This window comes from Bacteroidales bacterium, from assembly GCA_016707785.1.
Classification (GTDB): Bacteria; Bacteroidota; Bacteroidia; order Bacteroidales; family UBA4417; genus UBA4417.
The window spans coordinates 1-14,215 of sequence record JADJGZ010000010.1 but is presented as its reverse complement, the minus strand read 5'-3'; the positions used below and the strand labels follow the sequence as shown (position 1 = coordinate 14,215).

The 14,215-nt window shown below is 43.3% G+C and carries 7 protein-coding genes; 6 read left to right on the top strand and 1 reads right to left on the bottom strand.

All coding sequences use genetic code 11. The features are described from left to right. The first annotated feature begins 43 nt into the window (after positions 1–43). From IPH84_06825 to IPH84_06805, 5 genes are all read left to right on the top strand, one after another. Positions 44–1,732 carry a lamin tail domain-containing protein gene (locus IPH84_06825; GenBank protein ID MBK7172936.1) on the top strand — a complete coding sequence of 563 codons (1,689 nt, stop codon included), beginning with the start codon at positions 44–46 and terminating at the stop codon, positions 1,730–1,732. Between the two features lie 617 nt (positions 1,733–2,349). Next, the gene (locus IPH84_06820) at positions 2,350–3,996 is read left to right on the top strand and encodes a hypothetical protein (protein ID MBK7172935.1); all 1,647 of its coding nucleotides are present in this window, start codon (positions 2,350–2,352) and stop codon (positions 3,994–3,996) included. Between the two features lie 13 nt (positions 3,997–4,009). Beyond that, positions 4,010–4,285, top strand: coding sequence for a hypothetical protein (locus tag IPH84_06815; GenBank protein MBK7172934.1), 276 nt, complete (start codon positions 4,010–4,012; stop codon positions 4,283–4,285). Positions 4,286–4,697: 412 nt separating this feature from the next. Then, the gene (locus IPH84_06810) at positions 4,698–10,259 is read left to right on the top strand and encodes an immunoglobulin domain-containing protein (GenBank protein ID MBK7172933.1); all 5,562 of its coding nucleotides are present in this window, start codon (positions 4,698–4,700) and stop codon (positions 10,257–10,259) included. Between the two features lie 858 nt (positions 10,260–11,117). Beyond that, positions 11,118–12,767 carry a hypothetical protein gene (locus tag IPH84_06805; protein MBK7172932.1) on the top strand — a complete coding sequence of 550 codons (1,650 nt, stop codon included), beginning with the start codon at positions 11,118–11,120 and terminating at the stop codon, positions 12,765–12,767. Positions 12,768–13,499: 732 nt separating this feature from the next. On the opposite strand, the gene IPH84_06800 is transcribed toward IPH84_06805, so the two are convergent. Continuing rightward, a complete protein-coding gene (locus IPH84_06800) occupies positions 13,500–13,715 on the bottom strand; it encodes a hypothetical protein (GenBank protein ID MBK7172931.1) in 216 nt (71 codons plus the stop codon). A gap of 210 nt (positions 13,716–13,925) precedes the next feature. On the opposite strand from IPH84_06800, the gene IPH84_06795 reads away from it, so the two are divergent. Then, positions 13,926–14,215 (top strand): hypothetical protein (locus tag IPH84_06795; GenBank protein MBK7172930.1); only part of this gene is annotated, 290 nt, incomplete at its 3' end.

Here is a 14,215-nt window from a genome sequence, read left to right as displayed (position 1 = left end):
ATTTTTTTACCAGTATGGATTTATTCTTTCCTATACTAATGATATGACATATTCTAATAAGATTCTTCCAATCATAGCCATCATTTTCATCTCCAAAAACATTTTTGCGCAAGTAAGCATCATTAACATTGAATCAATGTACAACGGAGTCGGGGGGATGAATGGAGATGCTATTGCGGATTGGGAGGTGAATGACCGGTTTGAAAATGATCAGTTATTCATGTCGGGGACAGGGGATGTAAGAAACACTTTTCCATCTGATTATCCTGCTGCTTCAGGCTCATGGAATATTATGCTAAATACCGTAGGGGAAAACTTCCAGGTATCAGGAATCGATGCAAGTGTATATCTCGATTTGACAATAAAGTTCGGTATCAGGAAATCAACCACTGCTGAAGACGGAAGTGGAATATCTTTTGAATATAGTCCTGATGGTATTACCTGGATCAATCTGAGTATTGTTTTACCCTCCGGGTCGGGGACTGCAGGATGGCATGAAGTACAGGCAGCCGGTTTTTTACCTTCATCGATTACTGCACTGAGATTTACGAGTATTGGTCCAACCGAGTTCCGATTGGATGACCTTCGTCTGGAAGGAATTCTGCCTTGTGCTATACAAGTAGATTCTGTTTATCCTTTGAATGGCCCGGCAGGCACATTGCTTGACATCTTCGGGACAGGATTTACGGGAGCAAGCCAGGTGAGTATAAACTCCATTCCGGCAGGCTATTTTCAAGTTGAATCAGATGAGCTGATCACTGCCAGGGTTGCTGAAGGAAGTGGAAATGGCATAGTACAGGTAACAGGAACATGCCTCTCTATGGGTTCAGCCTACTTCCAGACCCTTACAGAGTCATGCGCATTAAATGGGGGCAATCTGATCATTTCAGAGCTATGCGACCCGGTAAATTCCTTCCAGTCAGACCGGTATATTGAAATATTTAATCCAACCAGCCATTCCATTAACCTTGGAGGCTGGACTGTGAAAGCCATTGCCAATTTCGCTGAATGTGAAACCTGGAACTTGCTTGGGAGTATTGAGCCAGGAGAAGCAAAAACCTGTGGATACAGCAATCCGGTTTTTGGAGGCCCGCATGATTTTGTGGATAGCAGCTGGCTGGGAAGTATTCCGGGCAGTTGCTGCAACAGCTGGAATGGGAACAGAAGGGATGGTGCTGTTTTGTACAATGGCAGCGTGAAAATTGACCAGGTAATTTATGAAAACAGTTCAATCCCATGGTTCGCAGATGGATCTTTAGTAAGAGCTGATAGCATCTGTTCTCCTGATTCCACCGGGAGTAATGAGGGATGGGAGGTTTTGGCACCAGTGATCCAATCAGGACAGGTTCCTTCCAGTCCGGGAATCCATCATACAGCATGTACCGGCAATTCCCCTGTGATTAATCAGCAACCTGATACACAGTGGGTATGTGAAGGCAATCAGGTGATCTATGAAGTTTCAGTTTCTGGAGGAGTTCCTCCTTATACCTATAAGTGGATGAAATTAGATATTAGTGGAAACTGGAACATTATTCCGGAGATATATCCATTTTCAATGATTTCAGGAGAAACAACGAGCAGTCTGGAGATTTCTAATGTCACAATTGCTATGGATGGAGAGCAGTTTTATTGCAGGGTTTATAACCAGGGAGAAGGATGCTGGAAGGCGGGTTGGGCTGCTCAATTATGGGTTCAGCCAATTCCTCTTACTTCAAATATATTTCATTATTAGGGTAAAATATTGATCTTCTAAAAGCTTTGATAAGACATAATTAAAGAGAAGAAACACATTAATGTTTAGTATTAAGAATTCAAGAATCCATCGCCGGCTGGCGGACAAGAATCCAAGCAGAAGGCTTCCCTTCGGGAGAATCCAGGAATCCAGAATTTGAATAAACCTGCAAATATTTGAAAGGGTTCAAGAAGAAAGAACTGTAAAAATCTCTAACAGTCACTAAGCTTAGTAACCTATTAAAATATTGAATATATGATGATAAGATACAGATGGTGTATTAATGAAAATAAAGCGGTGATAATGTCCCATACTGGAATCGCTACTCATTGAAAAATGGATTATTACATTTATATAATACTGTATTTCAACTATTTAAATTTTTTGGTATTAAAATAGATTATTTCGGCATGGGTAAATTGGGTTAAAAACAGAAAGTAAAATAATGAAAGATTCATGAGGATATTTTAACAAACAGATGATGCGTAATACAGGCATCAACAATCTCATGTAATTGATTTTCTGAATATTACATTTCTTTTAGCTCAACTTCTCTGAACTGTTGAAAGACAAGCTGTATCAGGGCCCTGCTACGTTGAACTAATTACTGCGTCAAAATGAAACTATTAATGCATCTTTTCGGTCCGGTCTGTGTCAGGCAGAAGGTGCATTCTCATTTATTGACTTCAACGGGCAGAGTATTTTCATTCTTCATTTTCATCACCCTCCTTTTAAATTCCACACTTTCAAATGCACAGGTTGTAAGTGCAACAGGTGCCGGGATGGCAGCGACCTATCCCAGTCTTCAGGCTGCTATTACACAATTGAATGCTATAGGAGCACTCACAACACCTATTACTATTTCTTTAAATCCCGGCAATCCACAAACTGCTCCTGTCGGAGGATATATCATTTCTGCACAGGGTACAGTTCTGAACACAATAACCATCAGTGGTAGTAACAATACGATTACTGCAGGGCTGCAAGCTGGTGGATCAAGGAATGATGCCATATTCAAAATACAGGGCGGAGACTTCGTTACACTTCAGAATTTTACATTAACAGAGAATTCCGGCAATAATAATTTTACTGTGGCCAGCAACACCATGACAGAGTGGGGAATTGCCCTGCTATATGCAAATGCTACCAATGGTGCCAAAAACAATACAATACAAAATAATACCATTTCACTTAACCGGTCATTTACAAATTCATGTGGTATATATAGCAGTGTAAGGCATTTACCCACAGGATCACCTTTAACACCAAATGATATTACCAATATTACTGGGAGTAACAGTAATAATAAGGTTTATGGTAATTCAATCAGTAATGTAAACCTACCCATTATTTTCGTAGGCTCAGGTACAGATAACCGGATGGATGATGGCAATGAAATTGGAGGCTCAACACCTGCAACCGGAAACACTGCAACAAATTGGGGGAATAATGCAGGTAACACAGTTGCTACTAATGTTCCTGGCACTATCCTTGGAATTTTCTGCACATCACAAAAAGGACTGAAAGTTAATTATAATACCCTGACAAGTGCGAACCTGGCAACCGTAAATTCTCTAAGATGTATTTACATCGATTTTATTAATGCCCCTACTGGTACTTTTACTCATGATATTACCTATAATACGGTTACCCTGGTAAATTCTTCAGCTTCGGTTTATGAGGTAATTAGAACACAAGGGAATACAGGCCTGGCAACATCAACTATCAACATCAACAATAACACTTTACTGAACTGTTCATCCGCAGGAGAATTTTATGGAATAGTTAATGCATCTGCACCTGGAACACTAAATATCAACAATAACATTTTTAATGGTTGTAGCACATCAGGACCTACCCAAGGTGTTTTTGGGTTAAGAAATACAGGGAATGTCATAACAACTATTAACATTAACAACAATCAACTAGGAAATTCCTCTGGAAACTTCTTCACTTACACTACAGGCAATTCGGGTCTATTAACCGGAATTTCGAACATTGCCGGCTCAGGGACAACAAACTTATCCATTAGTGGAAATAACTTCCAGGGCATTATTAATTCAAATGGTTCAGGTGGTAACACCTTTATTATCAATACAAATGCAACTGCCTCCCAGAATATCAGCGATAATACTTTCAACAATCTTAGCATAAGCAATTCCGGATCACTGACTTTTATATCAAATAATGTTTCAGTGCCTAATGGTGGAACTCAAACTGTTTCAAATAATAGCATTATAGGTACATTTTCAAAAGCAACTTAGGGGAACCGTTACTTTGTTTACTTCAACAGCTAATTCCACAGGTACAGCTATTATTAACCATACAGGAAATAATTTCTCCAATATAACTCTTACAGGCAATACCAACATGGCAGGATGGGTAAACCAGGATGGCTCAGCGGGAACAAATAAGACCATTTCCAATAACATCTTTACAAACTGGAGTTGTGGAAATTTCGCGGTTACTGTATTTAACCTTAATAAAGGAATAAATGTGATACCGAAACACTATCACCGGAATCAGGGGAAAATATCACATGTATTCAGTTAGGGAATACTGCCGGAACTGCAAATATTATTTCCGGAAATACTATTGGTGAATTTCAACAACAGGTGCTTCAACGATTTTAGGTATTACATCAGCCTCATCTGCTAACATTCTAAAGAATAAGATTTATAATTTATCAGGGAGCAATGCAACTGGCTCAACAGTAAATGGCATTGATGTTACAGCAGGAACAACCATAATATTTCGAATAACCTAATCGGTGATCTTAAAGACCCGCAGCCAATGCAGCCAAACCCGGTTATGGGTATTAACCTCTGACATCAACTACACCTTTTCAACAATCAATGTTTATTACAATACTATTTACTTAAATGCTTCATCAACAGCTGGACTTTTGGGTTGCAGTGGACTTTTATCACATCACTAATGCAACCGTAACAACTGCAACCCTCAATTGTCAGAAAACAATATTATTGTCAATAAGTCGACTCCCAAAGGAGCTGGAATTGTAGCTGCCTACAGGAGGTCTAACACAACTTTGACAAACTACGGGGTAAGTTCAAACAACAATTTATTATATGGTGGAACTCCAGCTGCAAACAGGCTCATCTTTTATGATGGCACCAATTCTGATCAAACTTTAGCCGCATTTAAAGCAAGGGTTGCTCCAAGGGAAACCAATTCCCAGACAGAAGACCCAAATTTTTCAAGCATTGTGGGAACAGATGCAGGCTTTTTGCATATTATATCCTGTGGTGCCCAGGTTTCATTAGCTGAAAGTGGAGCAGTAAATATTGCCACTTATACTGATGATTATGACAATGAGATTCGCCAGGGGAATGCAGGTTACACTGGCACAGGTTCTGCCCCTGATATCGGTGCTGACGAATTTGAAGTCACCACTGCTACTATTAGCTACGCTGGAAGTCCTTTCTGCATCAGTGCATCTACCCCTGTTACCGTTACATTAACAGGTACAGGCTCTTACACAGGAGGTACTTTTAGCTCAACTGCAGGCTTATCCATTAATGCAAGTACCGGAGCCATCACACCGAACACAAGTACAGCCGGAAGCTATACCGTTACTTACACAAAAACTGTGGGAGCCTGCACGGTAACAGCTACCACCCAGGTTACCATCAATGCTTTACCCCCTGCTCCAACTATTAGCCCTGCAACTCCTTGTGAAGGCAGTACGCCCACTTTCACTGCAGGAAACGGAAGTATTTTTGAGTTTACATTAAATGGCACTTCCCAGGGGGCGCCCTCAACAAATACAACTTTTACTCCTGCATCAGCACTAACTTCAACCGACCAGGTTTGTGTCCGCTCATATTCTCCTTTTATATTTGATGGAAGTCTGACTGAATCAGCCTGGGGAAGTCCATTGGCAACTTCTGCTGGTGGCCCCAACCCAAGCGGTTTCGGAGCAGGAAATAATCTCGATGCCCTTTATATTCAATCCACACAAAGCTATTTATTTGGTGGAATTGCAGGTAGCATCAACAGCACTAACAGGGTACTTCTTTTCATTGATTGTCAGCTTGGCGGGTACAATGACTTATCCACCTGGGTAAACAGAAATGGCACCCCTTGTCATGCCATGGAGAACCTAAATTACGGAACCACATTTGACGCTGGTTTTGCTCCGGATTATATCCTGGGCATCAATACTGCTGTTGGTGATACCTATTTCGATCTGTATAATATGCAGACGAATACATTTACCTTACTTGGGACTTCAAACACCTCAGATCTTTTTGGATTTATTGCCAATAGTAGCATTGGAGATTATCTTAATGGTTTTGAATTTGCTATATCCCGGTCTGCATTGGGTGGTCCCATTGGAACGATCAAGGTGTTTGCAATGATTACCGATGAGCCTCCAACCTCCGGTAGTCCAACAACATTTCTTAGCAACCAATTCCTTACCAGGGCCAATTCCGGAGAAAGTAATTACGGGGATTTCCCAATAACATTTGGTTCTGCTGCACCAGATCCAGTTTCAGTATCACTGTCAAATACCGAATGTTATTCAGAAACCTGTGCTACCATCCTTACTTTGCCTGCCCAGCCTGGTGCTATTTCAGGAAATATCACTCCCTGTATCGGGACTGACCTGGTTTATTCTGTTCCCAATGTTGCTGGTGTAACATACAACTGGTCATTCCCATCTGGTTGGGTAATTGTATCCGGTCAAAATACCAATTCAGTTACGGTAACTATAGGAGCCACAAGCGGCAATATCCAGGTTACTCCTTCAAATTCCTGTGGGAACGGAACAGCGCAGACCCTTGCAGTAAACCCGATGGATGTTCCGGCGCAGCCTTCTGTTATCGCCGGTGCGACAACCCCATGTGAAGGGACTACCCAGAGTTATTCCGTTACTAATGTTTCGGGTGTTACTTACAACTGGACTTTCCCTGCAGGATGGGTTCAAACCGGCGGAGGAAACACCAATTCGATTACAGTTACTGTAAGCGCTACAGCAGGAAATATCCAGGTGACCCCTTCCAATACCTGTGGAAATGGAACGCCCCGCACTCTCGCAGTTACTCCTGTTGCTACTCCAACAGTCAATAACAACGGGCCCTATACCACATGTACAGGAACAGGGCCTAATATTTTGCTTACATCAGGGAGTCCTTGCACCTACTCATGGACCATTGGTACAATCTCTCCTTTGCCGACGAGTGTTAGCGGTGCCAGTGCCAGTTCGGGAAATCCAATTAACCAGATTCTCACCAATACCAGCAATACCGTTAACGGATCAGTACAATATATCGTGACACCCACTACGATTGCAGGTTCGTGTATTGGAACCCAAAAAACAATTACAGTAATCGTAGAACCGGGCCCTACTGTAAACCCAATTTCCAATGCAACCTATTGCAGTGGGGTTGTTGTGGCAGCCAGTTCCTTCGGAAGTTCAATAGCCTTGAGTACATATACCTGGACCAGCAGTATTGACATCGGATTTGGGGTATCAGGACCGGGAAACATCCCGGCCTATACAACAGTTAATTTAACCGGAAGTCCAATTACAACTACCATAAGTGTAGTTGCCAAGTCACCCTCTCTGTGTACAGGTCCGGCCCGCACTTTTACTGTAACAGTTAATCCGACCACCATTCCAACGATCACAGCCGATTATTGCTCGAGTCCGGGGAATATTATACTTACTGCCAATCCGGCCGGACTTACTTACCAATGGTATGAATCCGGTATTCCAATCGGCGGAGCTACTACACAGGTTATTACTGTTGACCATGCCAGTGTTTATAGTGTTAATGTTACCAATTCTTATGGTTGCCAGGGTTCAGCAGTATTAACAGTAGCCAATGAACTGGTTTTGGATGGAAGTTTTACGAATTTCAATGCAGCAACTCCTGCGTTCATAACAGGATATACACAAAACCAGGCTTACTATGATGGAACTGCAGGTTCAGGGCTCTATCCGGAGGGTTTTTATGCAGTTAATACCAGTGCCTGGTCAAATTACCCGGGTGCACCCCAGGGGTATCACAACAATTTTCATGGTCGGGATCACACGAATAATTCAATCGGGTCCCGAAATTTTATGATGATTAACGGGAGTATTAATACCTCCCAGGTGATCTGGCAACAAACGGTAACCATTCAGCCTAACACTCCCTATTATTTCAGCGCCTGGGGGATGAATCTTAATCCAGCCTCACCAGCCCGTCTTCAATTTGAAATTGTTACCATACAAAATGGAACAGAACAGGTAGGTAGTATAGCTGACCTAAATATTGCCCCAAAACCAACTGATGAATCCCAGGTTGCCTTATCCAATTGGGTAAGATTTTACAGCACTCCATTCTGGACTTCACCTGCAGGGGCTGTTTCTGCAACTATTAGAATTATTAACCTTAATACAGACCCGGGAGGTAATGACTTTGGGCTTGATGATATTTCTTTTGGGACGCTTTCTTCAGCACCAGCCACAGTTTCACCCACTGCCAATGGAGGTGGAGCCGTTTGTATGGGTGGTGACCTAAACCTGAATGCCAATCTTACAGGTGGAATCCCTCCATTTACTTTTTCATGGACAGGTCCGAATTCATTTACTTCCAGCCTTCAAAATCCTGTTATCAATAATGTTAACGCCTCACATGCCGGCACTTATTACCTTACAGTAGAAGATGGTTATGGATGTGCACCACAGGTACAAAGCGTGGTAGTAGTAGTTTCACCAGTTCCGGTTGATCCCACTTCGGCCCAGGTTGACAGGAATAATTTCTGTGCTGATGATGCAGGAAATATTGAACTGACTGCAACTGGAGGTTCAGGTAGTACATTAAGCTGGTATACCGGCAGTTGTGGGGGTACTTTGGCAGGAACCGGTCCCACACTCATTATTCCTTCTCCGGTTGTAACAACCACCTATTATGCAAGATGGGAAAGCATATGTGGAAATTCGGCCTGTGTTTCTGTTACAGTAAATGTAAATACTCTCCCTGTCGCCCCAACGAGTATAACTGCATCTGCAACAACCCTGTGTGCAGGTACAAGCCTTACGCTGACTGCCAATGGTGGAAATGGTGGCAGCGGATCAAGTCCAATTTTGAATTGGTATACCGAAAGTTGTGGCGGAACTTTAGTTGGAACTGGATCTCCACTAACCATATCCGCTCCGGCGTCAAATTCAACGTATTTTGCCCGTTGGGAAAGCTCATGCGGAAATTCAAGTTGTGCAAGTATTGACATTACAGTGAATCCGCTTCCACAGGCACCTCTTACTGCTCAATCCGATAGAAATAACTTCTGCGAGGATGATCCTGGCAATATTACCCTTTCAGTAACTGGTGGATCCGGCTCTACATTAAACTGGTATACCGGAAGTTGCGGGGGAACACTCATTGGTACAGGAGCCTCATTCAGTCTGCCTTCACCCAGTGTTGCCACTACCTATTATGCAAGCTGGCAGAATGGATGTGGTTCATCGACTTGTGCGAGTGTTACAGTGACAGTTCTTACCAAACCTACAGCCCCAACCTCGGCAAGTGCCTCTCCAAATCCTGTTTGTGCAGGAGCCAGTGTGGTATTAACTGCTACCGGGGGTGATGGCGGAACAGGTGCCGGTCCTGTACTTAACTGGTATTCGGGCAGTTGTGGCGGAACTTTTGTTGGTTCAGGTTCACCATTGACTATAACAGCCCCTGGAATAAATACTACTTATTATGCAAGATGGGAAAGTGGCTGCGGGAGTTCGGCATGTACATCTGTTGCTTTAGTAATTGATCCACTTCCTGCAACTCCAACATGGAATATATTTACAATTAACGTTTGCGTTCCAACCACAGGAGTTGTTTTTTCAGTCAACCCGGTACCAGGTGCACTCAGTTATGTTTGGTCTTACAGTGCCGGCAATGCAGTAATCAATGCGCCATCCAATACGAATTCCATTACAATGGATTTTTCGGCTGTTCCAGCTTTTACCACAGGAACCTTGAGTGTATATGCTGTGAATGCCTGTGGAAATGGAACACCTGCTACCAGGATTGTCAGGGCATACCCTGAAGCTTTGGTAAATGCCGGTGATGATCAATCCATTTGTGCCGGGCAGAATGTCTCATTAACTGGGAACTGCATCTGTTGGAAGTACAACTCCTTCAATAACCTGGTCCAGCAGTGGAGATGGCACTTTTCACCCAATGCAAACACACTTAATGCCACTTATACACCAGGTATTACAGATATTACAAACGGAACAGTTACTCTCACACTATCCACCCCAAAGCCTTCTGCTCCTTGTCCAGGCCCGGTTACAGATTTTATGGTAGTAACAATAAAACCCGCGCCTATACCTGTTATCACCGGCTCAAATTCAGCTTGTGTAGGCGCAACCGGAAATATTTATTCAACTGCAGCCGGCATGTCGAATTACAGCTGGGTTGTATCAGCAGGTGGAACAATAACTTCAGGGGTGGGATCAATGACAATAGTGTTACAGTTACCTGGAGTTCCACAGGTCCTCAGACTGTTAGTGTAAACTACACGGCGGCTAATGGTTGCAGTGCTGTTTCACCAACGATTTTTAATGTACTGGTCAATCCACTACCAAATGCTTCCATCTCCTATTCCGGAGGACCTTTTTGTCCGGTTGGAACTGTAAATGTTATCCAGTCCGGCCAGGCCGGTGGAACTTTTACATCGGCACCTGCAGGGCTCTCAATAAATCCAGTTAGCGGGCAGATCAATCTGGCATCAAGCTCATCCGGCATTTATACAGTTACTTACAGTTTCACCAATGGAACTTGTCCAGGTACAACCACAACTATTGTCGAAATAAAAGCCATCCCTGATCCATATAGTGTGACAGGAGGAGGAAGTTATTGTGCAGGAGGAGCCGGAGTTCCGGTAGGATTAACGGGATCACAGCTGGGAGTAAGCTATCAACTGCAGATTGGGGGCGTAAACACAGGATTACCAGTCGCTGGCACCGGGGGTGCTATCAGCTTTGGAAATCAGACAGCGGCTGGGACATATACCGTGGTAGCTACTATGGTATCTACTTCCTGTTCAACAACTATGACAGGAAACGCCAGTGTAACGATAGTGCCGTTACCTGCCACTTCATTAATCACACATTTCTAGTACCCGATGTAAACCAAAGTAATAAAAACATATTGAAAAAATAACTGACCCATTACCCAAACCCAATACCCAAAAAATTAAATATCAAACCATTACAAATCATGACAACCATTAACCGACTTCTAAACTGGCTCAAACTCCTGGAACTTCCAGGGGATTGGAAGGCGCGATGGCGGTACTCAACATAAACTGAAAATCAAAGAATTAAAGAGAAAATAACTATAAAACAAACAATAATCCAAAAACCCAACTTATGAAAACTAAGTTACAATCAATGAAATGGCTGCTGATCATAATGATATCAGTCATTGGTTTCAAAGGATGGGGACAGAGTACTTTACCACACTCTATATGTCCCGGTCCGGTTGACTATTGGGTTGTTCCAGGTAATACTGGAAACACCTTCAACTGGTCAATCACACCCGGAGTTTCAGGTACCGACTGGACAGTTACCCCTAACGGAAATGCCTATACTGTTATAGTGAACTGGGCAAATGTTGCAGTTCCGGTTACTTACACAGTAACAGTTTCAGAAACAGAACCAGGCCCAAATGGATGTACCACTACACAAACGCTTGCGGTAACAGTATTGCCTGCACCGGTATTGGTAATCACCAATCCTCCGGCCATTTGCGCTCCTGGAACCGTTGATCTCACAGCAGCGGCAATTACAGCAGGCAGCACCCTACCTGTTGGCACAACATTAAGTTACTGGACTGATGCAGGAGCCACTATTGCTTTAGTTAATCCCAATGCAGTTGGGACTTCCGGTACCTATTACATTATGGCAACAACTGGAACTCTTCCAGCTTGTACAGATATTGAGCCAGTTGTTGTGACTATTAATCCACAACCTATCGCTACTATTTCTTATCCTGGTTCACCTTATTGTGCTACAGGTACAGCTACTGTAACTCAGACAGGACAGGCTGGTGGTACCTATAGTTCAACAGTTGGTTTAGTCATAGATCCTGCAACCGGAACCATTGACCTCGTTGCAAGTACAGCTGGCACCTACACTGTTACCTATAGTTTCTCTAACGGAACCTGTTCCAATACGACTACAACCAGTGTTACTATCAATGCACTCCCTGTAGCAACTATTGCTTATGCCGGTTCACCTTATTGTGCTACCGGTACAGCTACAGTCACTCAGACAGGACAAGCAGGTGGTACTTATAGTTCAACTGTTGGTTTAGTTATAGATCCTGCAACCGGAACCATTGACCTCGTTGCAAGTACAGCTGGAACCTATACCGTTACCTATAGTTTCTCTAACGGAACCTGTTCCAATACGACTACCACCAGCATTACTATTAATGCACTGCCTGTTGCAACTATCGCTTATGCCGGATCACCTTATTGTCTACTGGCTGCTACAGTCACTCAGACAGGACAAGCCGGTGGTACTTATAGCTCAACAGTTGGTTTAGTTATAGATCCTGCAACCGGAACCATTGACCTCGTTGCAAGTACAGCTGGCACTTACACTGTTACCTATAGTTTCTCTAACGGAACCTGTTCCAATACTACTACAACCAGTGTTACTATTAACGCACTGCCAGTTGCAACTATCGCTTATGCCGGATCACCTTATTGTGCTACCGGTACAGCTACCGTAACTCAGACAGGACAAGCAGGTGGTACCTATAGTTCAACTGTTGGTTTAGTTATAGATCCTGCAACCGGAACCATTGACCTCGTTGCAAGTACAGCTGGCACTTACACTGTTACCTCCGGTTTCGTAACGGAACCTGTTCCAATACTACTACAACCAGTTACTATTAACGCACTGCCGTTGCAACTATCGCTTATGCCGGATCACCTTATTGTGCTACCGGTACAGCTACAGTCACTCAGACAGGACAAGCAGGTGGTACTTATAGTTCAACTGTTGGTTTAGTTATAGATCCTGCAACCGGAACCATTGACCTTGTTGCAAGTACAGCTGGAACCTATACCGTTACCTATAGTTTCTCTAACGGAACCTGTTCCAATACTACTACAACCAGTGTTACTATTAACGCACTGCCAGTTGCAACTATCGCTTATGCCGGATCACCTTATTGTGCTACCGGTACAGCTACAGTAACTCAGACAGGACAAGCCGGTGGTACTTATAGCTCAACAGTTGGTTTAGTTATAGATCCTGCAACCGGAACCATTGACCTCGTTGCAAGTACAGCTGGAACCTACCTGTTACCTAGTTTCTCTAACGGAACCTGTTCCAATACTACTACAACCAGTGTTACTATAACGCACTGCCAGTGCAACTATCGCTTATGCCGGATCACCTTATTGTACCGGTACAACTACGACCAGACAGACAGGTGGTACTCTGTTCAATTGTTATAGATCCCCTACCCGACCATTGACCTTGTGCAAGTACAGCTGGAACCTATACCACCCATAGTTTCTCTACGGAACCTGCAACTACAACCAGTGTTACTATTAACGCACTGCCAGTTGCAACTATCGCTTATGCCGGATCACCTTATTGTGCTACTGGTACAGCTACCGTAACTCAGACAGGACAAGCAGGTGGTACCTATAGTTCAACTGTTGGTTTAGTTATAGATCCTGCTACCGGAACCATTGACCTTGTTGCAAGTACAGCTGGAACCTATACGGTAACCTATAGTTTCTCTAACGGAACCTGTTCCAATACTACTACAACCAGTGTTACTATCAATGCACTCCCTGTTGTAACTATCACACCAGTAGGACCGGTCTGTATTAATGCAGGATTGGTAACCTTAACAGGTACTCCTGCTGGAGGCACTTTCAGTGGCACTGGAGTTTCAGGTAATCTTTTCGATCCTACAGTTTCAGGAGTAGGAACATTCGTCATTACTTATACATATAGCAATGGCACATGTACCAATTCTGACAGCACAAGCATCACAGTTAATCCAGCACCTGCAAACACAGGAATCTGGCATAACTAACTGATCTGATATGATGATTCATTCTTCCTGGTTACGTAGTAAAAGTAACCAGGAAGTAACCTAACTGAAATTAAAGAAACCCAATTACCCAAAACCCAATACCCAATCAGCCCATGCTTAGTAAGTTCCGATATATACTAATCTTAGCACTGCTGCTGGTCGCCGGATTCAAAGCCGGTGCACAGATAGCTATGCCGGATTCAGTATGTATCGGGGCTACCAAGCACTATTGGATTAATGGACTGCCCGGTTCCACCTATGAGTGGAAAATTGATGGGGTGATCCAGGCAAGTAATACATTTGAGATTTATCAAACATGGAATCTTCCCGGAGATTTCATATTAACAGTTCAGGAAACATCGGCTGATGGATGCATTGGACCTATTCAATCCGGGCATGTGAT